This is a genomic window from Acinetobacter sp. 226, from assembly GCF_048147925.1.
In the GTDB taxonomy this organism is placed as follows: Bacteria; Pseudomonadota; Gammaproteobacteria; order Pseudomonadales; family Moraxellaceae; genus Acinetobacter; species Acinetobacter pecorum.
Map to the genome: position 1 here is coordinate 50,050 of NZ_JAYWYX010000019.1, position 24,909 is coordinate 74,958.

Here is a 24,909-nt window from a genome sequence, read left to right on the forward strand (position 1 = left end):
ATTAAGAATAGGTTTTATATGACGTTGTCTTCAGGAAGTAGCTCAAGAATAAAGCCCACAGAAAATTTAAAAATTGTATTATTTGATGAAGTTAATGGTCTTTGTCCTAAATGTAATAAACCATTAATGAAGAATAAAAAAAGTCAATTAACTAAGCTATATGAAATTGCACATATATACCCTCATAGTCCTCATCCTCATGAAATTGAATTATTAAAAAATGAAATAAAATTAAATGAAGATTTAGATCATGAAGATAACTTGATCGCGTTATGTAGAGATTGTCATAAAATTTTTGATATACCACGTACGATCGATGGCTATAGAGAAATGATTGAAATTAAAAAAGAACTTCAACGAATTTCTAGACAAAAGAAACTTTGGCATGAGAATAAGCTTGATGATGAAATTAATGAGGTGATTGCTTCCTTAGTATTATTTAAAGGAGATGCTTCAGCTGAATTATCATTGACTGCAATGAAAATTGATGAGAAAGCTGATGAAAATCTAACTTTCATGATCAGATTGAAAATAAAGAATTATGTTCAATATTTCTATACTCATATAAAAAGTAGATTTGCTGAACTTGATAAAGTAAAGCCATATACCTCTGAGACAATTTTTAGTCAGGTCAAAACTTATTATCTTAAATTAAAAAAAGACGGTGCAGATCAGAATCAAATATTCAAGGCTCTAACGGAGTGGATTTATTCAGTAACCAATAATAAAGACAAAGAAGTTGCAGAAATTTTTGTCTCTTTTTTTATTCAAAATTGTGAGGTGTACTCATGATCACGCCAAATAAAAGTATTCCTCTTAAAGATTCTATTCTTTATAAATGTATTTATATATTAGAAAAAGATTTTGAAAGTATTTATTTAGTTGATTTATATAAAGCTGTAATTAGTAAATTTGATGGTATTGACGAGTTTTTATACTCTATTGATGTTTTATTTTTATTAAATTTAGTAGATGTTGATTTTGAATTAGGAAAAATATCAAGATGTTAATTTCATTAGAGTGTACTCAGCTTATTCAAAGTAAATTGATTTTTAATGATAGTTTAAATGTCTTGTTAGGTTCTAATGATGGTACTAACTCCATAGGTAAATCATCTGTTTTGATGCTGATAGATTTTGCTTTTGGTGGTGAAGATTTTTGTAAGCTTTGTTTTGATGTAATTGAAAATGTTGGTGAAATTGAGATAAGGGCAGAGTTTGTATTCAATGAAATTAGCTATAAATTTTTAAGAAATACTACCGAACCTGATAAAGTTATTTATTGTCATATAGATGGTGATGAGTCAATAAAAACGCTTGATGAATTTAAACGTTTTTTATCAATGGGGTATAGTTTACCTTTAAATTATCCTAGTTTTCGAAGTACTGTTAATCCTTATTTTAGGATTTGGGGTAAAGATAACTATAATCCTAATAGACCACTTCATTCTTTTCCTAACGAACCTTATTTAAAAATAAGAACACATTTACTAAAAATTTTCGAATATTATACTTTAGTTGATGATCTTGAAAAGAATAAAACTAAAATTGAAAATAAAAAGAAAACTATTCAAGGGATGTTTAACGAGGGATTTTTGCCAAATCTTAAAAAGAAAGAATTAACTTTAACAAAGAAGGAGCTGAGCTCACTGAGCACAAAACTAGATGAAATAAAACATGAAATTGAAATTTATGCTTTAAGTGTAAATGAAATTGTAAATAACAATAACCTGAAATTAAAGAAAGAAAAGACAGAATTGGAAAATCAACTGTTCCATAAAAAATCTCAATTATTAAGAATCGAGAATAATTTAAAATTTGGAAGTTATGCTAATGCTAAAAATTTTGAAAAATTATCATTATATTTCCCTAATATTAATGAAAACAGATTGTTGGAGATTGAGAAATTTCATATAGGAATTACAAAAATTTTAAAAGATGAAATACTCTCTGAAAAGAATAAATTAGATGAAAGTATTGCTCATTTAGAAGATAGCATTAAAAAAATAGATGAAGAGTTGAAAAAAACGCTTAAGGATTCAGATAAGCCAATTACACTTGTAGATACATTATTGGAACTTTCTATTCAAGAAAAAAAACTTAAAGATATTGTTTCATATACAGAATTAAAAGCTAATGTTGATTCAACAGTTATCATATTAAAAAGTGAAATTGATAAAAAAGTAATTGAGTGTCTTGAGAATATTCAAAATTTATTGAACAATGCAATGGCATTATATATTGATAGTTTTTATAAGGATCATCCTGCGCATCCAACTATTAAATTATCAGAAAAGAATTATGAATTTAGCCATAATGCAGATTCGGGAACAGGGAAGTCTTATGCAAATTTAATTGCATTAGATTTTAGCATTTTTGAACAGACTAAATTACCAGTATTAATTCATGATCTTATTCTATTTAAAAATATTGAAACTCATGCATTTGAGAAAATTTTAAAAACCTATGTTAAGTTTAATAAGCAGTCGTTTATAGCTGTTGATGAGTTGAAAAAGTATGATAATGAAATTATTGAATTGGTAAAAAATAAAACATTTTTAGAATTAAGTGCTAATAGATTAGCATTCAAAAAATCATGGAAGAAATTAAAATGAAACTTTTGTTTATTTATTGCAAAAATGACACCATAATTTTTAAAAATGACCAATAGACAATCATCATAAAAGGCATATACTAGTTCTACCATTTCTAAAACCATGGAGAACAAAGATGGTTACTGCTGGCGAAAAACCCGGAACAGGCTTCTATTTTTGTATTCAATGCGGACACCGCACCTACTTAGAAATTGGTACTGATCGTTTACCACCGTGTACCAAATGCCAAGGCAATCAATTTAACAATAAGAATGCCTAAGCAAAACAACTCAAACAGTTATCCTCTGTTTTGAATGAAAGCCCTATTACTCGATAGGGCTTTTTGCTATCTAAACATCCCTGTTTATAGTTTGAGATTGATTGAAATTTGATCAATAAAACCCCATATAAAAGTCTGGATTCACAGTTTTTAGGGTAGCTCAATTGCAACATTATCTTGATCTGAATCACGACTCAGGTGTTGCCAACTATGAGATTGGTAATGAGTTTATTCGGGTGCAATTCAAGAAAACCTCTAAAGTCTATACGTATAGCTATAGCAGTGCCGGTTATCAGCATGTCGAAAACATGAAACAGCTTGCCCAATATGGCGATGGGCTAAATGCCTATATTAATCATCATACTCGTCACCTGTTTGTACGCTAAAACTGGTCTGCTTCTTGCTTGGTTAATAGTGTGATCAAGGTAAATATTTTTAAAGAATAAATAGCTGCCTTGAAATAGTACCCGTGCATATAAAAGAGAGGACAGTCACCTATGGACATTAACGGGCATGCACCAGAATCAGGAAAATTAGATCAAAAAGCCCATTTTTATTCCGCATGGCCGCTTATCTTGATTCTTTTCGGAGGGGTGATTGGCTCACTATATGGTGTGATCGCCTATCTGCTTAATCTGAAAATCTATAGTTCTGAACTGACCAGACTCAACAAGGTTTTGGCTAATCTCCTTTGTGGGATGTCAGCCATCAGTGCCTGGTGGTTTAGTGCACAATGGATTCAGAGCAATTTCTTTCAATAAAATAGAAATTCTCTACTGAATATAAATTGCAATAAAGATCATTTTTACCGAATAAAAAAGCGTAAAAAAATGGAAATAGAATTTATTTCTCTTTATTTGGGTCAATATTGAAATAAATTTTCAGATTTAATCGAAATTAAAAAAACATAGGAAATTAATTCCGTCTATCTTTGCCTAATATAACTCTCAAGGGTGTGATGGGATCGGAAAGAGTAGCATGCTGTGAGCGGCGCAAAACGCGAGTGCAGTACGAACCCAAAAGGTCTCGATTCGGCTTAGGACGCTATAGACCAAAAGTTTATAGGCTATAAGATCAGGTCTTACAAAGAATGATAGTTGAAGTAAACCATTGCAAGTTTTCCCAACACCCTAAAAAATTCTCTGCTCAATTTAAATCATAAAAATTAAAATATATAAATCATTGTCTTATAGTTCATCTTCATTCCAATAAGATACAAATCAATTCTTCATTTTTCAAGATGATCTGCTATTTTAAAATCATGAGTTGTCCCGCAGGGGAATCAGCATGAATCTCGATATCTGGTTTCAGTTTTTAGTGTTTTGCACACTGATCAATTATGTCATTCTGATGATCTGGTGCATGCTGTTTGTATTTGCCCGAAACTGGATAAGACAAGTGCACGGCAAATGGTTTCGGCTGTCAGATGCCAGTTTCGATGTGATTCATTATTCAGGTATGGCACTCTATAAAATTGGAATTCTGCTATTTAATTTGACGCCCTTAGTCGCAATTTATCTGATGAATCAAGGCTAGGTACTCAACTGCGATTGAATCTTCGAGCGATAAGAATAAGACTGGCTCAGCATGAGTTTATCGTGAATGTATTGCGTGGCAGAATCAATAAAAACTAATAATATTTCAAAGGAGTTGAAGCATGAATCAATTCAAATCAGCACTGATTTTAGGTGCCTTGATCGGCTTGGGGATGATTATAGCAGGATGGATTCTGGGTCATAGTGCACTGAAAATTAAAGAGTATGAGCGCATAGTTTCAGTTAAAGGCTTGGCAGAACGCGAAGTCAAAGCCAATGTGGCGGTATGGCCAATCCGTTTTAATGCCGGTAGTCAGGATCTGGCCGAACTGTACGATATCATGCAAACCAATACCCAGGAAATTCAGACCTTTTTAAAAAATGAAGGGTTTAGCGCGGAAGAAATTACTAGTGCGTCCCCGAGTATCACCGACAAATACGCGCAGCAATATGGTGGTGATGCCAATGTGGCGCTACGTTATACTGCCAGCCAGACCATCACCGTCTATACCCACAAAATAGATAAAGTGCGTGTAGCACAAACTCGACTGGTGGCTTTGGGCAGAAAAGGTATTGCCTTTGCGGGAGATGATTCTGGACAAAGAACAGAATATCTATTTACCAAGCTGAATGACATTAAACCGGCGATGATTGAACAAGCCACACAAAATGCCCGCAGTGTGGCAGAAAAATTCGCTGCAGATTCAAAAAGTCGTCTGGGTAAAATCAAGTCCGCCAACCAGGGGCTGTTTAGTATTGAAGATCGCGACAGCAATACCCCATATTTGAAGAAAGTACGCGTAGTCTCAACGGTCGATTATTATCTGGCAGATTAAGCTGAGCTGGTCAGTGACTGTAATTGACAGCCTGAAAGCAGCTTGTTATTTTGCGCGCATTATTCCCGACGCTGTACCTAAAATGCCCATTAACCATGACTTTGTCTATTGTCCACCGCAAGAACCGCTGCGTATTATTTATGAAGATGATGATCTGGTGGTGATTGAAAAGCCGGCCGGATTATTGTCGGTTCCCGGGCGTTTACCTGAACATCATGACAGTGCCTATTTACGTGTGCTGGATAAATATCCGCAAGCCAAAATCACCCATCGTCTGGATATGGCCACTTCCGGTATTTTGATGTTCGCCAAACACCGCGATGCAGAAGTGGCAGTGAGTAAAATGTTTCAGGCACGTACGGTACATAAAAATTATGTCGCGCTGGTACAAGGCAAACTTGAAGGTGAGGGCAGCGTCGACGTGCCTTTAATTACCGACTGGGAAAACCGGCCGCGTCAGATAGTGCATTATGAACTGGGCAAGGCCGCCAAAACCTTGTATCAGGTCTTAGAATATTTACCCCAGCAAGACATTAGCCGGGTACTACTGACTCCAATTACTGGCCGTTCCCATCAGTTGCGAGTGCATATGCTGCATATCGGTCATCCCATTACTGGTGATAAAATTTATCATCCTGAACCTCAACGCAGCCCTTTAAATCGTATGGCTCTGCATGCCAGTTATCTGTCCTTTACCCAGCCTTTGAGTGGTATTCTGGTTGAGATCAAGGCTGATATTCCATTCTGATTTATTTTATTGAATAGTTATCTCGTCATATATCCGGGTTTTAAACTCATAAACATGATGATGATCATGCCATTAACATGAGTTGGCCGAAGAGAAAAATGTGAGAATTTGTTTCCGCCACAGCTACAAAAAAGTATCTAGGCAAGCCTGTTTCAGTGAAATTCGTGTATTGATCAGTTGCCTTTTGGGCTGATGATGAATCATATAAATTTTTAATGCTCGGTATATATTTTGAGGAAATACTTAAAGATTTCTATTTTAAAAGTTTTTCCCTATACCCTTGATGCCTTTATTTCCCTAGGTGTTAATTTTTCCATCATTATTTTTAAACTTTAAGAATATATCCTTTGATATAAAAAATATCGTAAGTTGTTTTAGAAGGAAGGTGGTTTGGACTAATTATTAGCCCATCAGGAATGACATATCCTTAATAATAATTATAGAAAAATAAAATGAATGAATGACTTAGTGATGACCAATGGCTTTGATTACCTGCCAAAAATGATGCAAAATCAACCAATACTTTATAATAATTTTTTTAAATTAATAATTTAGGGCAATGCCCGGGGTTAAAGGAAAGAACGATGCTCAATATAGCTCTCTTCGTTCTCGCGAGTGTTCTGCTATTTGCTTTGTTATGGAGTTTGAAGGGACAGACTTCACTACGTAACAATATCCAGTTTTTACAGGAGAATCTGGATCATTCACGTAGCAAGCTGACAGATTATGAAACTCAAGTCGATGAATTGAATTATGAAATCACCCAATTACGGGTACAGAATGGCAGTTTAAACATTGCGCTGAATAAATACAGAAAATATCAGGATATCTGGAATATCGAGCAATACATTGTTAACCGGACCTTGCAGGCCGAAAACTTTGTTGAGGTGACCAAGCTGGATGCCTCGATCATGATCGATGATCTGAAGGCTTATATTGCAAGAGTCAAAGATTATCTTGTCCAGTTTCAGGCGCAGGCCATAGCCGAGATTGAGCAGCAAGCCCGAGAAAGTTTACAAGGCTATTATGAACAGGCCAGGCAGCAGCATCGCCTGCAGGAAGTATTGAGTGCTTTAGAGCATAAAATACAGGAGAAGCGCTTTGGTTTACAGTTTTCAGCTTCCCACCTTTTAAAGCAGTTGCTTGAGGATTATGGCGAAATAGATGCGGCTCGGCATCTGCGTCATGTCCGTGAAAGTATTCAGCAAGCCATAGAAACACAGCAGGTGGCGAACTGTAATTATGTCGATGATAACCGCCGTCGAAGTACGATAGAGATCCTCAGTCTGGCTTTCAACAGTAAAGCAGATTTATACCTCTCCCAATTAAGCCCAGACAATCTCGCCGAGATGCTGCAGGCCTTAAAGAATGATTATGTATTACTGAATTATACTGGGCAGGCATTGAGTCAGGCCATGATTCAGGAATCTTATCTTGACCTGCGTTTAGAGGAGCTCAAGTTTGCTGCAATGCTGTTGCAACTGCGACAAAATCACCCGCATCCACAGATTGCCTAGATGATGAAGGCTACAGGTCTAAACGATTTTTCTGGAACATTCTGATGGCCACATATTGCTTTAAACCCTGATATTTTGAGGATTTTTAGTTTGAAGGAGTGGATCAGTTATTCATTTTATATGTATAAAAATCATGTGTTTATTTATGGTTAAAAGATAATATTTTTTGTCTTGTTCTCGATAATTGTACAAAAATCAGCTAATCTTAAATGCAGAATAAAACAGCATCATAATAAGGATACTTCTATGTCACGTGATTACAATCAATTTCCTGACGATGAAAATGGCAATGTACTGTGGCAAATGCATCAGGATGGCGACGACCTGCAGGAAGCACACGAGATTGAATTTTCGATTGCCTTTGCGGATGAAGCACAGGCGGATCGTTGTGCCCTGCATCTATTAAAAGAAGAGCAGAAAATCAGCCTGTTTCAGGATGAAGAAAGCGATACCCTGGAATGGATCATCACGATTTATGTGTATATGGAGCCAGCTTACGAAGATATTGTGGATCTGGAGCAATGGTTCAGTAAAATCGCTGCACAATTTCAGGGCGAATATGATGGCTGGGGTTGTATGGCCTACGTCTATGACGATGAGCTGGATGAAGAAGAAAGTAGCCTGCGCAGCAGCTGATCCAACCTATACTTAAATGATTTAAATAAAAAAAACCGGGATTACCGGTTTTTTTGTCTGTTCAATACAATTTTTATGCAAAAAACTTGAATTCGCACATAGATACATACTCATTATATATGGCCAGATAAAAACTGGATAAAATGACCGAGATGAGTTTTCAACTCAAGCTGATCATTTACTATAAATGCAGGGACTATCCCTCAATATAAAAATAATAAGAATAAATAAAGGACAGGACCAAATGAGTTACACCTTAAAAATGCATCGTGTGTTCAGTGCACCACCGGAGCGGGTGTATCGTGCCTTTGTGCATCCGGATGCATTGGCGAAATGGTTGGCACCGCATGGCTTCATTGCCAAGGTTGAACATGCGGAAATCAAACCCGGTGGCCGCTATAAAACCACTTTTACCAATTTCTCTACCGGTACCCAGCATCATTTTCACGGCATTTATCATGAAGTTGTTCCTAACCAGTTATTGCGTTACACCGATCAGTTTTCTACCCCGGACCTAGAGGGTGGAATAGAAGTCACCGTCATCTTTGAAAAAGTATCAATCGGCACCAGTTTACATATTATTCAGGTAGGTTATCCGGATGTGGTACCACCGGCGGTGTGTCATTTGAGCTGGCAGGAATCACTGCAACTCTTATCTTTACTGGTTAATCCACAGATATCAGATCATTGATTTCTTCAAGCTCAGGTGCTGGTTGCATTCCAGCTTTTCTGGTAATTAGCGCTGCCTGCAAAGATGCTATACTGTACGCTTATTTGTTTGTTTATTTAATTTTTCTCTTTTTCGAGGTTTTTATGGGTCTGCCAAACTGTCCAAAATGTCAATCTGAATATACCTATGCAGATGGCGATCTACTTATCTGTCCTGAGTGTGCACACGAGTGGAAAGAAGGCGAAATCACTGAAGAGCAAGTGATCATTAAAGATGCTAATGGCAATGTGCTGGCAGACGGCGATAGCGTAACGGTCATTAAAGACCTGAAAATCAAAGGTTCATCTTCAGTGGTAAAAGTGGGTACCAAAGTGAAAAGTATCCGCTTGTTGCCGGATGCGGCCGATGGGCACGATATCGATTGTAAAATTGAAGGCATTGGGCCGATGAAACTGAAATCTGAATATGTAAAAAAAGCTTAACTTGATCTTGGCTAAAGAAATCTGTTGAGAAATAACATGGCTGATTTAGCCTATTATTTCTCAATATTGCCATAAATGCTGGGCTGCCCATTTTTGTAGCGCCCTGATCCTTACCTTTCTGATTCGAGACCCCTTCAATGCCACACCTGCATCTGGAATATTCTGACAATCTGCAACACATCGAGATCAAGCCTTTATTGGTCGCGATCCATCAGGCACTTGTGGGCGCCGGCTATGTCAGCGATCCCAATGATTTAAAAAGTCGTGCAATTATGCAGCAGGATTATGTGATTGGACTGGATGTTGTGACAGACCAAGCTTATGTGCATGCCAAAATTTCCCTGTTAAGTGGACGCAGTGTCGAAGTACGTCAGGCAATTTCTGAATTGGTACTCGATCTGATGCAGCAATATATTGCGCCCCAGCCGGGCTTAAACATACAGCTCTGTGTGGAAATCATTGAAATGCCAAAGCAGACTTATAGTAAAGTTGTTATTTGAATGCTGGCGTTGACAGGAGGATGGGATAAGAATCAAATGTATTAAAATTTTATCAATTGCAGTTTGAAAATAATAATTAATAAATAATAAAGCTAACTGGTCTGCAAGGAATTCCTGTTTTCCTTTCTGCAGACTTTTAAAAAATCTATTTTTAAATGATGTTTTATGTCATTTACAGACAGGAGAGAAAAGCTCTAAAGTAGATTTCGATTGCTGCTGCTTCCTGAATCATCCAATCATGAAACAGCATGCTCATTCTGAGAGAAATAAAAATAATTGTATAAATGATGTCAGGTGAGTTTTGGCGGATCAGGTAGTAAAGAGAGTGAAGCGAGAACAGCGCTTTAACATAAGCAGAATAATAAAAAACAAAAGATCAAAAATCCGGTGAGATGAGTGAGCCGCGATTTAAGGTCTGAATTGTCCGGTTAAGGGGAATTTTATGCAAGTTTTTGGCAATCAACAATTGGCTCGGGAAGTCATGGCATTTCTTCGAGAATGGGACAATGCCATAGCCAGACTCGAAATTCAGGATATTATTGAATTGTGCCGGCCCGATATCCGTCTGGTTGATATCAGTATGGAGGTGAAAGGTGTCGAAGCCTATCAGGCCCTCTGGCAACAATATCGACGCTTTATGCCCGAAGGAATACGTGTAGAACGGCAGAATATAAACATTCATGTCACGCATGATCTGGCCATGGTAGATGGCTATGTGCGAGTCAACTATGCGGTGATTGAACCGATTTTTCAATTAGGCTGGTGTCGGGTGAGCATGTGCCTGAGCAAGCAGCAGGGCAAATGGCAATTATTGCATCAACATACCTCAGTTCCGGTACAGCTTGAAACCCGGAAAATGCGCCGGATCAAAAGCGTGAGTTAAGCCACCAGGCTGAAAAGATTTAAATGAAATATCTTTGCAAATGATTACAGGAATACCTTTGTAACAAAAATAGAGAAAGTCCTAAATTGTGTTGAAGGAATAATAGTTTAGGACTTTTCAGGTGGCTAACAACAAGAACAGTCAAATACAACCCCGATCAAGCAACCTGCAACAGCAGAATGAAGTATTCATGCCGGATCAGTCCGAACAGCAGCGCACCCAACATGCACTCAGAATGATGGCTGGCTTTGTGATTGCTGCCGTCGTGATAATGGCACTATATTTTGGCCGTGATATTTTTCTCCCTCTGGCCTTGGCTATTCTGCTGGCATTTTTGCTCTCGCCACTGGTTTCCCGTCTAAAACGCTGGGGCTGTCCTCAATGGGCCGCAATTGGCCTGGTTATGTGCCTGACCTTGTCATTTTTGGGGGGTACTGCAACCTATCTGGGGGTACAGCTTGGCAAGCTGAGTCAGGAGCTGCCGCAATATCAGGACACCATCCAGAAAAAACTGAATATGCTCAAGGACTATCGTCAGGGGCCGAGTATGTGGGATGGCGCAATCCAGACCTTTGACACGGTAGAGAACTCGATAGAAGTTCCAGATCAGGAAAAAGACGACCCGAATGTCCAGAATGTCAAAGTAGTAGGCCTGGAACCCTCGAGTGAAGAAGCTGCACTGGACTGGTTAAATAAAATCCTGAATCCGCTGGCCATTATCGGGATTGTGTTCCTGTTCATGGTATTAATTTTACTCAATCGCAAAGACCTGCATGACCGCTTTCTGAAGCTCTTGGGCGGTAATTTGAATATCGGAACCGATGCGCTTGATGATGCCGCCAAAAGTATCGGAACCTATTTGCGCATGCAGCTGCTGGTCAATGTGACCTATGGTATTCCCATGGCGATTGGACTGCTGGTGATTGGTGTGCCGGCAGCGATCATGTGGGGACTGATCGCGGTAGTTATGCGTTTTGTGCCCTATGTTGGCCCGATCGTTTCAGCTATTTTTCCGATTACGCTGGCCTTCGCCGTTGATCCGGGCTGGGACATGGTGCTATGGACTGTAGCCTTGATACTGGTGCTGGAACTTATCAGCAATAACGTGATTGAACCGTGGCTCTATGGGGAAAGTACCGGTCTGTCTACTTTGGCAATTATTCTGGCTGCCACGTTCTGGACCACTCTCTGGGGACCGGTGGGGCTAATCTTGTCGACGCCTTTAACTGCCTGTCTGCTGGTTTTGTCCAATTATGTGCCGGCACTGGGTTTTGTCAAAACCCTGCTCGGCAGTACGCCAGTATTGTCCCCCTCCGAGCGTTTTTACCAGAGACTGGTGGCTGATGAAGTCAATGATGCAATGCAGGTAGCCAATGATTACATCTGTGCGCAATTGCCAAAAAAGCCCAGTGCAGAAGAGGTGGCTCGTCGTGTACAAATGTTCTATGGCGAAGTGGCTATTCCAGCCATTCGCATTTATTCGCAAGGACATGATAGCGATGTTACTGCCGAACACCGGTTGCGCCTTTATCAGGGCTTGCAGTTCTTTAATCATGCGTTTCAAAAAGCTTATCCGAGCAAATTAAATGCTGAGCAGCCCGAAGTCTATTGCGTTGGTGCGCGTTGGGAAATTGATACCCAAATTTCTGCCATGTTGGCGCACACCCTGAATCTTAAACAGATTGCTGCCCGGAATGATCCGAATGTGCTGATTCAATCGGGCGAATCTGAAAAGGGCATTGTATTGCCAGCTTCAACCAAAATTTTATGCGTGTCGATTTTTCATCATGCGCCTGCGGCACAGATTCGTTTGCTAAAATATAATTTGGAACAGCAATATCCTGATTTGAAAATCATTTTTGCGACTTGGGGTGTGACACAGCTAGAGCTTCTGGATGAACTGCAACAACGTTTTGAGCTGGAGGCACTGGTCAATAATGTCGATGATCTGATTCTGACTGTCGAGACTTATACCTTGGATGAAGGGGAAAGCTGGTTTGATAATCTGGAGATCAAGAATGAAAAAGAACGACAACAGGCTTTAAATGAATTGGGTTTATTGGATCATCGTCATCAGATCCTTTATAAACAATATATTGAAGAAGCCCGTCAGGCCTTTGACGTTGATTACGCACAAATTTCCTGGCTGAATCAGCATGAAATGTATATTCCGGTCAGTCCTTTTACCCAAGAACCTGTAGCAACCCGACAAATGTGCAAGGATTCAGTCTGCACTCATCTGCTCTATCAAAATGAGCCTTTGGTGATAGAAGACTTGCAGCGTGACCCACGCTTTCCACATCTGTCAGAATTAAGACAGCAGCATATCCGTTTCTATGCCGGGGTACCCTTAAAAGATAAAAATGGAATTGCGCTGGGGAGTCTGTGTCTGCTGGACAAACGGCCGAGACAGATGCAGACGGAAGATATGATTTTGCTTAAGGCTTTGGCACAGGATTTAATGGCAACCCTGAGCAATGAGCGCAAGAAAAAAGATAAACAGAAGCAGATTGAAAAGATGCAGCCAGCCAGCTCGGCAAGCGTTTTAAAAAAGGACTAAATACTAAATGATGAAACAAAAATGGATCTACAGCATCAAAACCATGAGTATCACATTCGCCTTGACCAGTATCAGTTCATTGAGTATGGCAGCTATTCAGGGTCTGCATTTTTCACATAAAGACTGGGAAATTGCCTGTGATAATACCGGGACCTGCCGTGCTGCCGGATATCAATCCGACTCAGATATGGATCGGCCTGTTTCGGTGCTATTAGAACGTGCTGCGGGTGTGAACAGTAACATCAAAGCTCGGGTCCAGATTTTTCCCTTAACGATGGCCACGCCCACACGACAGCTTCAGTTGCAAATTGCCAATACAGCTTATGGCATGATTGGTCTGAATCGGGAGGGAATAGGGCAACTCAGTACTGATCAAACGCGAGCCTTGCTAAAAGCTGTACAGGGAACAGCTCCAGTTGTATTTAAGAATATGCAATCACGTTGGAACTTATCGGCCGCTGGAGCCAGTGCCGTTTTACTCAAGATGGATGAATTTCAGCGTCGACTTTCTACACCCTCAGCCTTGATCAGGCCAGGAAAAAAGTCTGATCAGGCGGTCCTCAAAGCCGCAGCGATACCGAAAATTCAGATACCAAAATATCAGTCAGGCAAAATCACTCAAGCGAAACTGAATACAGCAGCCAGTCAGCAGATAATTCGAAAACTGCAAGTGACTACCAACGAGGATCAATGTGATTTGCTGTTTAGCCAGAATTTTATGTCGGATGATGTCATGACCATTTATCCCATCAATGTTCAAAATCAGCTGGTTCAGATTCCATGCTGGCGCGGGGCTTATAATGTGGGCAGTGGTTTTTGGCTGATGGACCAGAGCAGGCAGTTGAAGCAGCTGGTGACAACTTCGGGAGAAACCTTTAATAAAGGTCAGATATTTTCCGGGCAAAAAGTACGCGGTTTGGGCGATTGTGTTCGTCAGGACCAATGGGCCTGGAATGGCAAGAAATTTGTTAAAAGCTTCAGTAGTCTGACCGTACAATGCAAAGGCTTTGCTGGTGGTGCCTGGAATTTACCGACCTATGTAAGCAAAGTCATTTATCCGGCCAAATAGTCTTATTTAAAAAATAGCAGCGATAAAAAAAGCCTGACGCATTCAGGCTTTTTAATTTTAAATCATGTGATCTTAAAAACGCTTTGGAATTCTCTGGCCATTTGGAACAGGAATTTCAGCATTTTTTAATACCCCAAATAGCCAGGTTTCAGCATACTGTACTGCAGTTTTTAACTGATCACCCATGGCCAGACGTCCGGCTATGAAACTGGCCAGTGAACAGCCTGAACCATGATATTCACCTGGCAAACGGGGACAACGGGTTTCGTTAATCAACTCACCTGCAATATACAGGCTGTTCTGAATATAATCAGGCGTATCTTCATGGCCACCTTTGACCAAAACCGCCTTTGCACCCATTTCAAATAATTTTTGAGTGGCCAGTTTGAGGTCTTGTTCACCGGTCAAGGCACGCAGTTCAACTGTATTTGGCGTTAGGATGGTGGCCAATGGAATAAGCTGGGTAAATGCTTTGACTAACGTTGCCTGATTGCCCAGTGAACCACCACTATTGGCGACCAAAACCGGATCCAGCACATACAGATAATCTGGATGTGCAGTCAGAAATTCGGCCAGAGCCGCGATATTGTCTGTAGTGCCTAACATGCCGGATTTTACGCAACGAATGGGCAGGTCATTTACCACCGCATTGGCCTGTGCCAATAGTAATTCTCTGGAAGTGGCTTCGAAACCAAAAACCTGCTGTGAATTTTGAATGGTGAGGGCTGTGCAGGCAATTGCTGCATGTGCACCACTTTGACCAATGGCTTCAATATCTGCTTGAAGGCCGGCTCCACCTGAAGGGTCTAAACCGGAAAAGCAAAGTACGGTAGGGCGCAAAATGATGTCCTTCATTCACTAAAATTGCATTAGTATAGGCAAATTTGAATGAACTCTCGATATTAATTTATATCGGTGCCGATGAGAGGGGATGGGTAGTGATTAAGAATATTTTAATTGATCTGGATGGGACATTAACTGACCCGAAAGTGGGGATTACGACGTCTGCGCGTTATGGTCTGGAAAAGATTGGTCATCCGATTAGTGACGAGATCAATATTGACTGGATTATTGGCCCTCCCTTAAAAGCCTCGCTGGCCAAAATCTTAAATGTTGAAGCCGATCATGTTCTGGCCGAGCAGGCTCTGATGGCTTATCGGGAGCGCTTTGCAGTCAAGGGTCTTTATGAAAATCATGTTTTTGAGGGTGTAACAGAAACCCTGGCAGAACTGAAACGCCGGGGCTATCGCTTGTTTGTCGCTACGGCAAAACCGACAGTGTATGCCAAACAGATTCTGGAGCATTTTGATCTGGCCCAGTATTTTACAGAAATTTATGGCAGTGAGCTGAATGGCGAGCGAACCAATAAAGCTGAGCTGATTCAGTATATTTTAGCGCAGCAACAGTTGCAGGCCGATCAATGCATGATGGTCGGTGACCGCGAGCATGACATTTTTGGTGCCCGTCAAAATGGTATGGAGACTATTGCGGTAAATTATGGCTATGGCAGTCAGCAAGAATTAGCACTGGCACAACCTAAATATCAAATAGACCGCTTGAATCAGTTGCTAGATTATTTTAAATAAACCCTAATTTTTGCTTATTTTATTTGAGCTGATTTTTAGAGAGGTGATGTCTATAAGCTGCTTTATTTATAGCAAATATACTATCTGGCAACCAGTTCTCTTATGATGAAATTATAAGCCGTATTAGCATCCTGCAGGCCATAGAGTTTTTTTATGGGTCGAATATTTAAAGCGTCAAGAACCAGCTCGATGCCAGCACAACCATAATGACGATCATCAGAAAAATTTTGATGATCGTCAGGCGATGTTGGGAGGGAAGACTGGCTTGGGTCAGCGCATTTCCTGCGTGATCAAACAGGATGACATTTTGCACCTTACTTTCATAACCGAGTTCGAGCAAAGCGCGCTTTTCAACTTCAGTTAAACCATCTTCCGGCAAATCCATGATTTGCAGCAATGCTATAGGGCTGAATAGCCTTTTCATGACCGGTGAGGGTAACAGCTGTTTTAGGGTCACTGCGGCTGCATCAAAGTCGGCAATAATACTCCGGGGATGGTCATAAGGTACATCCGGTAGGCGTGTATGTGTGATCGTGCCATCTATATCCATTAGCTGCATTTTGTCTTTATAAATTTGCACCCATACAGCATCTGGAAATTTTACTAATTGTTCTTGCAGCATTGGTAAGGTCTGATTTTGTTGATATTTACCCACTAAATAAGCGATAAACGTCTCTAGCATCAAGACGGGATTTGTAAGGTTCGGTTATTTGGCAGGAGGACCATATTTATTGTTTTGTGGTTTGGTTTCAGTTGCCCACCACCAGATCAATACAAGAACACCAATCACGGTAAGCATCAGTAATTGCCACCAACCAGAGCGTCCAATATCATGTAAACGACGCGCGCCAACTGCCAGACTCGGGACCAGAAGTGCCAGATTAAGCAGGCTATTTACTATGGGTTCAGTGCCTAAAACTGTATCTATGACCTCAGCAATAATGCCTAAAATTACACAAAACAGCATAAAAAACCAAAATTCTTTACGGCGTGCCCGGCCAGAAAAATTTGCATAGTTGGTCAGACATTTTACAAACCAGTCAATGCTGCTGTAGTTTTCCTCGGCCTGATCCAGATTGGAATATTTACCGAGCTCACTGGAAATTTTTTCCCCGAGATAAATGGAATTGCCCAGAGCCAGATAAACATCAGCGGCTTCACCCGCGCTGTTTACGATAAAATCGACCCGATCCCCGCGTGATGGCGGACGTTCTGCACGCCAGTCTGCACCATTAAAAGTATAGTGCTGGTTATCATCCCCCGAGATCACCCCGGTATTGTTTTGAATAGAAAAATTAAGGATTGAGCCTTTCATACTGGTTCTCGTCTATTAAGCTGGATTATTGTTTTAACGCGAGGTAATTTCTTATCAGAATAACTTTAGCATAACCTGATTTTTAAAAATTCATAGTGAAATGGCAGCAGGTTTCTCATATATTCAGAAGCGTTATAGCCTCAGTACTTCGATCTTCAATTCAGGAAAAATGGAGATACCGGATTATTAAGAATAAAGAAGGTAAAACAGTAATCCAGCTGATTTATTTGTGAAGTTTTTATCAGAAACTCAAGCTCAATTTATTCTGTAAATATCAACTTTTATATTTAGGGTATGGTTTTAAGTCTAAATATGTAACGTCATAATAAACAGGTAGTTAGGGTTTTTGTATTTACAAAAAATATATAATAATATTAATAATAACAACATTTTGTTCATGTTTTTAATTTATTAGTAACAATTTTTAAAAACCAACACGCATACAATAAGAAACTTCATATTTTGTGATGAGGGTATCACATTTAATGTATTTCTCCCCATTATCCAAAGCCATTTATCTTTGCTGTGCTTCTCTACTCTTGACTACGACAGTTACGCATGCCGAGACTGCTTTCAGTACAGAAAGCCCATGGATGTTAGGTGACTGGAACGGGCAACGTACCCAGTTGCAACAACAAGGTTATGATTTCAATTTTGGTTATACCGGTGAAATGGCAAGCTTGATTGATGCCCAGAAATCTTCAAGCCATGCAACTGAATATGCAGACCAGTTTGTTTTTGGGGCTCATCTGGATCTGGCAAAAATTGCAGGCTGGCAAGATACCGAAGCGCAAATTACTGTCACCGAGCGTAATGGTCATTCCCTTTCTCAAAGCTCTGCTGCTTTAAATAGTCATTTGAGTTCAGTGCAAGAAGTCTGGGGCCGTGGTCAAACCTGGCGTCTGACTGATTTATGGATCAAGAAGAAATTCCTGGAACAAAAACTGGATGTGAAAGTCGGACGCTTCGGTGAGGGTGAAGACTTCAATAGTTTTGACTGTGATTTCCAGAACCTGGCACTGTGTGGCTCCCAAGTCGGGAACTGGGTTGGTGATCAGTGGTACAACTGGCCGGTAAGCCAATGGGCAGCACGGGTCAAATATAACATTAGCCCTGAACTTTATGCCCAGGTCGGTGTCTATGAATATAACCCTGAGAATCTGGAACGTGGTAAAGGATTTAACCTGAGCACAGATGGTTCCAAAGGAGCAATGCTTCCTGCAGAAGTAGTCTGGACACCGAAAGTGGGCGTACAAAAATTGCCGGGTGAATACCGTGCTGGTTATTACTACAGCACAGCGGAGGCTGGAGTCATTTCCAATCCGGAGCAAACCGATCATCACCATGGGGGCTGGGTAGTGGTCAAGCAGCAATTCACTGCACATGACGGAGATACTTCGCGTGGTTTGACCGGCTTTTTAAATGCAACAGTGCATGATTCCAAAACCAATAGTGTCACCGATATGCAAAATATCGGGCTGGTTTATAAGGGTGCCATGGATTCACGTCCTCAAGATGAAATCGCACTGGGTATTGCACGGATCAATATGAATGACGATGTCATTGGTAACCATCATCAAGAAGTCGATGCAGAAATTTATTATGGTTTGCATGCCACCACCTGGCTCACCATTCGCCCGAATCTGCAATATGTTCGTCACGTCGGCGCATATAAAGATGGTGAAAATGTCTGGGTAGGTGGAATCAAGTTCAACACATCATTCTAAAAACAGTTTTTAGTTGCAAATACACTATTGAATCTCTAGGTCTTCTATTGCTTTGATGAGTAATGCCTGCTTAAGACAGTGATGTATTTCTAACTAAGAATTTAACAATAAGGGTGCTTATGCCGGTCTGGTACATGAGCTTTCAAAAAAAATTTTATAGGCGTTCGATATGAATACTTCATCTTCAGGTTCGGTATGGAGAACGATTTTAGCAGTCATTGCCGCTGTTTTCGGTGTAGGACTGCTGATTGGAGGGATTTATCTTGCAGTACTGGGTGGGTCTTGGTACTACATCATTGCAGGTATACTCTTTATTGCGACCGCAGTTCTGTTATATCAACGGAAGAGCGCTGCACTCCTGGTTTATGCTGTATTCGTTTTGGCAACGGTGGTGTGGGGGCTGTGGGAAGTCGGTTCAGATTTCTTTGCACTTGCACCGCGTTTGGATATTTTAGGTCTGTTTGGTCTGGCCCTGCTGATTCCGGCGGTAACACGCGGTTTTGATCACAGCAAAGGTGCGAAAATTGCCCTGGGCAGTTCACTGGCCATTACCATCGCTGTCATGATTTATTCTGTATTTAATGACCCGCAAGAAATTCGCGGTGAATTAAAATCCCAGCAGCCTGCAGCCCACCAGCCAATCCCCGGTGTGGCAGATGAAGACTGGCCTGCTTATGGCCGTACCCAGTCCGGTTTACGGTATTCACCCTTAAAGCAGATTAATACTGAAAATGTCAAAGATTTGCAGGTGGCTTGGGAATATCACACGGGCGAATTCAAGACTGAAAATGACTCGGGCGAAACCACCAATCAGGTTACTCCAATCAAGGTGGGTGACAACATGTACATCTGTACCACTCACCAGAAATTGACTGCGCTTGATCCGGCAACTGGTAAGGCGAAATGGACTTATGATCCAAAACTAAAAGCTGATCATACCTATCAGCATTTAACCTGCCGTGGTGTGTCTTATTATGATGTCAACAATACGGCTGGTTTTGAAACCAGTCTCGCTTCGAAAAAAAGCAGCTCTGCTGAATGTCCACAAAAAGTCATTTTACCGGTCAATGATGGGCGTCTGGTTGCGGTAAATGCAACCACCGGTAAAGTCTGCTCTGACTTTGGTAAAAATGGTGAAGTTGACCTGCAAAAAGATATGCCATTCCCATATCCGGGCGGTTATATTCCAACCTCACCGCCTGTAGTAACCGGCACCACTATTATTATTGCGGGTTCAACCACAGATAACTATTCAACTGAAGAACCGTCGGGTGTGATCCGTGGTTATGATGTCAATACCGGTGAACTGCTTTGGGTATTTGACACAGGTGCTGAGGATCCGAATTTAATTCCTGCACCGGGTCAAAAATTTGTACATAACTCTCCAAATGCTTGGGCACCTTTGGCCTATGATGCAGAGCTGGACATCGTCTACGTACCGACGGGTGTCGGTACCCCGGATATTTACGGTGGTCACCGTACTGAACTGGACGAGCGTTATGCCAACTCGATGCTGGCCCTGAATGCCAGTACAGGTAAACTGGTGTGGAATTTCCAGACCACACATCATGATTTGTGGGATATGGACGTGCCGTCACAGCCGACATTGACCGACATCAAAGACAAAAACGGGAATATGATTCCGGCTATTTATGTCTTGACCAAAACCGGAAATGCCTTTGTGCTGGACCGCCGTAATGGTAAAGCGATTGTGCCGATTACTGAGAAACCGGTACCACAATCTGTGAAACGCGGACCTCAAACCAAAGGCGAGTTCTATTCTAAAACTCAACCCTTCTCTGACTTTAATCTGGCGCCACAAGATAAATTGACCGATAAACAGATGTGGGGTGCGACCATGTTTGACCAGTTGGTCTGCCGTGTTGCGTTCCATAAACTGAATTACGATGGCATTTATACCCCACCTTCTGAAAATGGCACTCTGGTCTTCCCGGGTAATTTGGGCGTGTTCGAATGGGGTGGTATGTCGGTCAATCCGGACCGCCAAATTGCACTGACCAATCCGATTGGTCTGCCATTTGTATCAAAACTGATTCCTCAAGATCCGAACCGTCCTAAGACGGCTAAAGGTGCAGGCACAGAAGCCGGCGTTCAACCGATGTATGGCGTGCCTTATGGCGTTGAAATCAGTGCGTTCCTGTCTCCGTTTGGGCTGCCGTGTAAACAGCCGTCTTGGGGCTTTGTTGCAGGTGTGGACTTAAATACTCATGAAGTGGCCTGGAAACGCCGCATCGGTACCATTCGTGACAGTATGCCAGGCATTCCATTGCCGCCATTCAAAATGGGTGTGCCGATGCTGGGTGGACCTATTTCAACTGCGGGTAATGTAATGTTTGTGGGTGGAACTCAAGATAACTATATCCGTGCCATTAATGTGAACAACGGTGATGAGTTGTGGAAAGGCCGTCTACCTGCAGGTGGTCAGGCTACGCCAATGACTTATGAAGCCAATGGCAAGCAGTATGTGGTCATTATGGCGGGTGGTCATGGTTCCTTTGGTACCAAGATGGGTGACTCTCTGGTGGCTTATGCCTTGCCAGACAATAAGTAACTGACTCTCTGTTGTTGTATGGGAAAGCCTGATTCGTCAGGCTTTCCCATCAGTCTTTTTATAAACCGTTAGAATATTAAAGAAAATCATGTGGGTTGCACGATATTGAGTGAAGTAAACAAAGATTTTGATAAATTGCCTTGATATGTGACTTCTATTGATCACGCAGCTTAAAACTAAATTTTCTACCTGTATTCTGATCAAGCAAACTCGATCTACTGATCATTGAAGATCAAACCGGCTTATACAATTAATCATGTGATGTGCTTCGGCAGCTTATGAGTTTTCTAAGTCACATAGATAACTGGAACCTACAAAATATGCAGCATCAATTTCGACATCTCCCTGTAAAAACCACATTATCCTGTTTAATCGCCTGTATGAGCCAGACGCTGTATGCTGAAAATACTGCTACAGAAGTGCAAAAACTTGCGCCTATTATTGTTCAGGCGACCCGAACTGACCGGGAGAAGTTGAGCACGCCTGCATCGGTTTATTATCTGGAGCAGGCACAACCAGAGAACAGCCTGAATGTGAACCTTTCGGAAACATTAAAAGGCGTTCCAGGACTGCAGTTAAATAACCGTGAAAACTATGCCCAGGATTTGCAAATTTCGATGCGTGGTTTTGGTGCGCGTTCCAGTTTTGGTGTACGGGGTGTGCGTTTATATGTGGATGGAATCCCTGCAACGATGCCGGATGGACAGGGACAAACCTCGAATATTGATTTGAACAGTCTGGAGCATATTGAAGTATTGGGTGGTGGATTTTCATCACTGTATGGCAACTCTTCCGGGGGAACGATTTTAACCACTACAAGGGAAGGGCAAGGCGCTGACTCAATTGAACTGGGGCATTCTGCAGGGAGCCAGAACAAAGGGCAGACCAAGCTGGTTTTGCAAGGCGGTTCAGAAAATGCCGATGAACCAGCTTATATCATCAGCTCATCTTATTTTGATACCGACGGCTATCGGGAGCATAGCGGCGCGCATAAAATCCTGAGCAATGCCAAGCTGACTTGGGACCTGGAGGACGGCTCTAAAATTAACTGGATTAATAATTACGTTAAAATTGCTGCGGATGATCCCGGTGGGTTGACTCGCGAACAGTGGCAAGCCAATCCTAAACAGGTCGCTGCAAACGTCCTTCTTTATAATGCACGTAAAGAAATTGAGCAGCTGCAAACAGGTTTGACCTGGAATAAACCGATCAATGACCAGCATGAACTGTATGGCATGGCCTACTGGGGACAGCGCGCAGTCACACAATATCAGTCGATTCCTCGTACAGCACAAGGTGGAGTTAATCATGCGGGTGGCGTGATTGATTTTGACCGTAATTTTTATGGGATAGATTTACGCTGGACAGGTCAGAGCATTTGGCCAGATACCCAACTGATTGCTGGACTTGCTGTTGATGCCATGACCGAAGACCGTAAAGGCTATCAAAACTTTTTAGGTGATCGCTTGGGAGTCAAAGGTGAACTACGCCGAGATGAAGACAATACCCTGTGGAATCTAGATCCGTATTTGCAAGCTTCTTATCACTTTGCTCCCGATTGGACCTTGGATGCCGGCCTGCGCTATAGCAATGTACATTTCAAGTCTAAAGACAAGTTCCTGGCGAATGGCAATAATTCAGGTAAAACCGATTATCAGAAATTATTGCCATCCATGGCCTTAAGCTGGCAGATTTTACCTGAGCTGATGACTTATGCCAGTTATGCACAAGGCTTTGAAACGCCGACCTTTACCGAAATGTCTTATCCTGCAAATACTGCAGAAAACCGCAGCTTCAGTTTAAAAGCAGCAGAAAGTGAAACCTATGAGATGGGATTAAAGTCTGTAAATACATTAGGTGATTTTACTGTTGCAGTTTTTCAGACCAGGACGAAGAATGACATTGTTTCTGCAGGGAGTGACAATGGTCGCTCTACTTTCCGTAATGCCGATAAAACTTTAAGAGAAGGTGTTGAACTCTCCTGGAACAAAAACCTTTGGCGTGATCTCACTGCTCAAGCCAGCTATAGCTATATAGATGCTACTTTTGATGCTGACATTCCCGCAATCGGTACGGTTGCCGCTATTGCAGCCGGGAACTATATTCCGGGGATTGCCAAAAATCAGGCATTTTTAAGTCTGGGCTGGAAGCCTGAAAGTGGCTTACATGCAGGACTCGATGTGCGTTACTCCGATAAGATTTATGTGAACGACTTGAATTCTGATACTGCACCAAGCTACACAGTCGCTGGTGCCAATGTAGGTTACCACTGGAAAATGCAGGATTGGGCAGTGAATATTTTTGCGCGTGTCGATAACCTGTTTGATAAAGATTATTCCGGTTCGGTGATTGTCAATGAAAGCAATAGCCGTTTCTTTGAGCCGGCAGAAGGGCGGAACTGGAGCGCTGGTCTGAGTGTGACAAAAGAATTTTAATTCAGATGGTTCACTGTTCCTAAATTAAAAATAAAAAGGTCCCGTTATATCAGCGGGATTTTTTTAAATCTTGCTCACCACTAGTGCTTGTCATACTTATATGCAAGCGTCCAATAACGTAGTTTTTTGCAAATATCAAATAAATGAACTAATCACCAACAGTCTTTGCCTAACTTAATAAACACTTTATATTTTGCTTAAAAAAACAACTCAAACCTTATACTGTTTTTCAGGTAATTCACCTACTTTATAAAGGCAAATTTAATCGATAAAACGTTAAAGGGTGCCATTATGAAAGCTATTCAAATGAAGAAGATGATGAACTGTGTTGCGGTCAGTGGTGCATTAATCTTTGCTGCAGGCCAGACGATGGCAATGAACCAGCAAGCTACGCGCTGGGAAGCAGCATTCTGCAGTATCGAGTGACAGTCGTGTAAATTTGACTGAAGGTCAGGTGATCAAGGTATTAAACACAGCCAATAATGGTGAGATTAAGCAGGCTAAAACCGCATTGCCAAAACTGAAAACGCAAGAAGCCCGTAATTATGCACAAATGATGATTACTGATCATACAGCCAATGAGAAAAAAGCTCAGGCCCTGGCAAATCGTTTAAATCTGAAGCCACAAACAAGCAGTATCAGTACATCATTGCAAAATGACAGCGACAAGATGGTGACTATGCTGAGTCGATCAGCTACTCCGGATAAAGACTATATGACCAGTCAGGTAGAAGTTCATCGTAAAGTAGTGACCATGCTAGACAAGCAGTTGATTCCGAATGCTAAAAATGCAGAATTAAAAAATATGCTGACCCAAACCCGTACTGCGGTCGCTGCGCATCTGAAAAAGGCTGAACAGATCGTTGCCAAGATGAAATAACTTGAAACGGCTTTGTTGCACAAAGATTTAAAAGACAACACTCTGCTCATTTGAACAGAATTCAAGTGACAACTTGGGTATGAGG

24 protein-coding genes and 1 pseudogene are annotated in these 24,909 nt (G+C 41.2%); 22 read left to right on the forward strand and 3 right to left on the reverse strand.

Annotation, left to right across the window (positions count from 1 at the left end):
• The first annotated feature begins 18 nt into the window (after window positions 1–18).
• The 17 genes from VXP95_RS10385 (at window position 19) to VXP95_RS10465 (ending at window position 14,309) form a co-directional block, all read left to right on the forward strand.
• The gene (locus VXP95_RS10385; protein ID WP_416711992.1) at window positions 19–792 is read left to right on the forward strand and encodes an ABC-three component system protein; all 774 of its coding nucleotides are present in this window, start codon (window positions 19–21) and stop codon (window positions 790–792) included.
• The gene (locus VXP95_RS10390; protein ID WP_416711993.1) at window positions 789–1,010 is read left to right on the forward strand and encodes an ABC-three component system middle component 7; all 222 of its coding nucleotides are present in this window, start codon (window positions 789–791) and stop codon (window positions 1,008–1,010) included. The genes VXP95_RS10385 and VXP95_RS10390 overlap by 4 nt, the downstream gene beginning before the upstream one ends.
• Window positions 1,004–2,614: a DUF2326 domain-containing protein gene (locus VXP95_RS10395; protein ID WP_416711994.1), complete on the forward strand. Its 1,611-nt coding sequence runs from the start codon at window positions 1,004–1,006 to the stop codon at window positions 2,612–2,614. Before VXP95_RS10390 ends, VXP95_RS10395 begins: the two co-directional genes overlap by 7 nt.
• A 115-nt stretch (window positions 2,615–2,729) precedes the next feature.
• Window positions 2,730–2,873, forward strand: a complete 144-nt coding sequence (locus VXP95_RS10400) for a zinc ribbon-containing protein (RefSeq protein WP_180001537.1) — start codon at window positions 2,730–2,732, stop codon at window positions 2,871–2,873.
• A 164-nt stretch (window positions 2,874–3,037) separates the two neighbouring features.
• Entirely contained in the window at window positions 3,038–3,259 is a 222-nt protein-coding gene (locus tag VXP95_RS10405; RefSeq protein ID WP_004785142.1) for a hypothetical protein, read from the forward strand.
• A 111-nt stretch (window positions 3,260–3,370) separates the two neighbouring features.
• The gene (locus VXP95_RS10410) at window positions 3,371–3,634 is read left to right on the forward strand and encodes a hypothetical protein (RefSeq protein ID WP_064097099.1); all 264 of its coding nucleotides are present in this window, start codon (window positions 3,371–3,373) and stop codon (window positions 3,632–3,634) included.
• A 526-nt stretch (window positions 3,635–4,160) separates the two neighbouring features.
• On the forward strand, window positions 4,161–4,409 hold the full coding sequence (locus tag VXP95_RS10415; RefSeq protein ID WP_416682083.1) for a DUF6868 family protein: 249 nt from the start codon (window positions 4,161–4,163) through the stop codon (window positions 4,407–4,409).
• A gap of 121 nt (window positions 4,410–4,530) precedes the next feature.
• A complete protein-coding gene (locus tag VXP95_RS10420; RefSeq protein ID WP_064102518.1) occupies window positions 4,531–5,244 on the forward strand; it encodes an SIMPL domain-containing protein in 714 nt (237 codons plus the stop codon).
• A gap of 82 nt (window positions 5,245–5,326) precedes the next feature.
• Window positions 5,327–5,992 (forward strand): pseudouridine synthase, encoded by a 666-nt coding sequence (locus tag VXP95_RS10425; protein ID WP_416712002.1) that lies wholly within the window; start codon window positions 5,327–5,329, stop codon window positions 5,990–5,992.
• A gap of 584 nt (window positions 5,993–6,576) precedes the next feature.
• Window positions 6,577–7,509, forward strand: coding sequence for a hypothetical protein (locus VXP95_RS10430; protein WP_416711995.1), 933 nt, complete (start codon window positions 6,577–6,579; stop codon window positions 7,507–7,509).
• 246 nt (window positions 7,510–7,755) lie between these two features.
• Entirely contained in the window at window positions 7,756–8,145 is a 390-nt protein-coding gene (locus VXP95_RS10435; protein WP_064097103.1) for a ribonuclease E inhibitor RraB, read from the forward strand.
• Window positions 8,146–8,389: 244 nt separating this feature from the next.
• Window positions 8,390–8,836 (forward strand): SRPBCC domain-containing protein, encoded by a 447-nt coding sequence (locus VXP95_RS10440; protein ID WP_064097104.1) that lies wholly within the window; start codon window positions 8,390–8,392, stop codon window positions 8,834–8,836.
• A 122-nt stretch (window positions 8,837–8,958) separates the two neighbouring features.
• Entirely contained in the window at window positions 8,959–9,297 is a 339-nt protein-coding gene (locus VXP95_RS10445; RefSeq protein WP_064097130.1) for a zinc ribbon domain-containing protein YjdM, read from the forward strand.
• A 137-nt stretch (window positions 9,298–9,434) separates the two neighbouring features.
• Window positions 9,435–9,797: a 5-carboxymethyl-2-hydroxymuconate Delta-isomerase gene (locus tag VXP95_RS10450; protein ID WP_064097105.1), complete on the forward strand. Its 363-nt coding sequence runs from the start codon at window positions 9,435–9,437 to the stop codon at window positions 9,795–9,797.
• Window positions 9,798–10,239: 442 nt separating this feature from the next.
• Complete coding sequence (locus VXP95_RS10455) at window positions 10,240–10,680, forward strand: YybH family protein (RefSeq protein ID WP_416711996.1); 441 nt, start codon at window positions 10,240–10,242, stop codon at window positions 10,678–10,680.
• A 121-nt stretch (window positions 10,681–10,801) separates the two neighbouring features.
• The gene (locus tag VXP95_RS10460) at window positions 10,802–13,240 is read left to right on the forward strand and encodes an AI-2E family transporter (RefSeq protein ID WP_416711997.1); all 2,439 of its coding nucleotides are present in this window, start codon (window positions 10,802–10,804) and stop codon (window positions 13,238–13,240) included.
• A 10-nt stretch (window positions 13,241–13,250) separates the two neighbouring features.
• Window positions 13,251–14,309, forward strand: a complete 1,059-nt coding sequence (locus VXP95_RS10465; protein WP_416712003.1) for a DUF1176 domain-containing protein — start codon at window positions 13,251–13,253, stop codon at window positions 14,307–14,309.
• A 72-nt stretch (window positions 14,310–14,381) separates the two neighbouring features.
• On the opposite strand, the gene VXP95_RS10470 is transcribed toward VXP95_RS10465, so the two are convergent.
• Window positions 14,382–15,149 (reverse strand): hydroxymethylpyrimidine/phosphomethylpyrimidine kinase, encoded by a 768-nt coding sequence (locus tag VXP95_RS10470; protein WP_064097131.1) that lies wholly within the window; start codon window positions 15,147–15,149, stop codon window positions 14,382–14,384.
• Window positions 15,150–15,247: 98 nt separating this feature from the next.
• Between VXP95_RS10470 and VXP95_RS10475 the strand changes: the two genes are divergently transcribed.
• Window positions 15,248–15,895 (forward strand): HAD-IA family hydrolase, encoded by a 648-nt coding sequence (locus tag VXP95_RS10475; protein ID WP_416711998.1) that lies wholly within the window; start codon window positions 15,248–15,250, stop codon window positions 15,893–15,895.
• A gap of 166 nt (window positions 15,896–16,061) precedes the next feature.
• On the opposite strand, the gene VXP95_RS10480 is transcribed toward VXP95_RS10475, so the two are convergent.
• The gene (locus VXP95_RS10480; protein ID WP_064102514.1) at window positions 16,062–16,577 is read right to left on the reverse strand and encodes a hypothetical protein; all 516 of its coding nucleotides are present in this window, start codon (window positions 16,575–16,577) and stop codon (window positions 16,062–16,064) included.
• 24 nt (window positions 16,578–16,601) lie between these two features.
• Complete coding sequence (locus VXP95_RS10485; protein ID WP_416681269.1) at window positions 16,602–17,210, reverse strand: DUF805 domain-containing protein; 609 nt, start codon at window positions 17,208–17,210, stop codon at window positions 16,602–16,604.
• A 485-nt stretch (window positions 17,211–17,695) separates the two neighbouring features.
• Here VXP95_RS10485 and VXP95_RS10490 point away from each other — a divergent pair, with 485 nt between their 5' ends.
• The 4 genes and pseudogenes from VXP95_RS10490 to VXP95_RS10505 all read left to right on the forward strand — a co-directional run bounded on the left by VXP95_RS10490 (window position 17,696) and on the right by VXP95_RS10505 (window position 24,824).
• Window positions 17,696–18,937, forward strand: coding sequence for a carbohydrate porin (locus VXP95_RS10490; RefSeq protein WP_416711999.1), 1,242 nt, complete (start codon window positions 17,696–17,698; stop codon window positions 18,935–18,937).
• A 169-nt stretch (window positions 18,938–19,106) separates the two neighbouring features.
• The gene (locus tag VXP95_RS10495) at window positions 19,107–21,509 is read left to right on the forward strand and encodes a glucose/quinate/shikimate family membrane-bound PQQ-dependent dehydrogenase (protein ID WP_416712000.1); all 2,403 of its coding nucleotides are present in this window, start codon (window positions 19,107–19,109) and stop codon (window positions 21,507–21,509) included.
• 320 nt (window positions 21,510–21,829) lie between these two features.
• Window positions 21,830–23,944 (forward strand): TonB-dependent receptor domain-containing protein, encoded by a 2,115-nt coding sequence (locus VXP95_RS10500; protein WP_416712001.1) that lies wholly within the window; start codon window positions 21,830–21,832, stop codon window positions 23,942–23,944.
• A gap of 291 nt (window positions 23,945–24,235) precedes the next feature.
• Window positions 24,236–24,824, forward strand: a pseudogene (locus tag VXP95_RS10505) (DUF4142 domain-containing protein).
• The last annotated feature ends 85 nt before the right edge of the window (window positions 24,825–24,909 follow it).

Coding starts and splice junctions, on each gene's coding strand:
- VXP95_RS10480 (WP_064102514.1), bottom strand. CDS start 16,577: ATGCTAGAGACGTTTATCGCTTATTTAGTGGGTAAATATCAACAAAAT.
- VXP95_RS10425 (WP_416712002.1), top strand. CDS start 5,327: ATGCCCATTAACCATGACTTTGTCTATTGTCCACCGCAAGAACCGCTG.
- VXP95_RS10385 (WP_416711992.1), top strand. CDS start 19: ATGACGTTGTCTTCAGGAAGTAGCTCAAGAATAAAGCCCACAGAAAAT.
- VXP95_RS10445 (WP_064097130.1), top strand. CDS start 8,959: ATGGGTCTGCCAAACTGTCCAAAATGTCAATCTGAATATACCTATGCA.
- VXP95_RS10495 (WP_416712000.1), top strand. CDS start 19,107: ATGAATACTTCATCTTCAGGTTCGGTATGGAGAACGATTTTAGCAGTC.
- VXP95_RS10450 (WP_064097105.1), top strand. CDS start 9,435: ATGCCACACCTGCATCTGGAATATTCTGACAATCTGCAACACATCGAG.
- VXP95_RS10490 (WP_416711999.1), top strand. CDS start 17,696: ATGTATTTCTCCCCATTATCCAAAGCCATTTATCTTTGCTGTGCTTCT.
- VXP95_RS10465 (WP_416712003.1), top strand. CDS start 13,251: ATGAAACAAAAATGGATCTACAGCATCAAAACCATGAGTATCACATTC.
- VXP95_RS10455 (WP_416711996.1), top strand. CDS start 10,240: ATGCAAGTTTTTGGCAATCAACAATTGGCTCGGGAAGTCATGGCATTT.
- VXP95_RS10415 (WP_416682083.1), top strand. CDS start 4,161: ATGAATCTCGATATCTGGTTTCAGTTTTTAGTGTTTTGCACACTGATC.
- VXP95_RS10440 (WP_064097104.1), top strand. CDS start 8,390: ATGAGTTACACCTTAAAAATGCATCGTGTGTTCAGTGCACCACCGGAG.
- VXP95_RS10400 (WP_180001537.1), top strand. CDS start 2,730: ATGGTTACTGCTGGCGAAAAACCCGGAACAGGCTTCTATTTTTGTATT.
- VXP95_RS10395 (WP_416711994.1), top strand. CDS start 1,004: ATGTTAATTTCATTAGAGTGTACTCAGCTTATTCAAAGTAAATTGATT.
- VXP95_RS10410 (WP_064097099.1), top strand. CDS start 3,371: ATGGACATTAACGGGCATGCACCAGAATCAGGAAAATTAGATCAAAAA.
- VXP95_RS10485 (WP_416681269.1), bottom strand. CDS start 17,210: ATGAAAGGCTCAATCCTTAATTTTTCTATTCAAAACAATACCGGGGTG.
- VXP95_RS10430 (WP_416711995.1), top strand. CDS start 6,577: ATGCTCAATATAGCTCTCTTCGTTCTCGCGAGTGTTCTGCTATTTGCT.
- VXP95_RS10420 (WP_064102518.1), top strand. CDS start 4,531: ATGAATCAATTCAAATCAGCACTGATTTTAGGTGCCTTGATCGGCTTG.
- VXP95_RS10390 (WP_416711993.1), top strand. CDS start 789: ATGATCACGCCAAATAAAAGTATTCCTCTTAAAGATTCTATTCTTTAT.
- VXP95_RS10500 (WP_416712001.1), top strand. CDS start 21,830: ATGCAGCATCAATTTCGACATCTCCCTGTAAAAACCACATTATCCTGT.
- VXP95_RS10435 (WP_064097103.1), top strand. CDS start 7,756: ATGTCACGTGATTACAATCAATTTCCTGACGATGAAAATGGCAATGTA.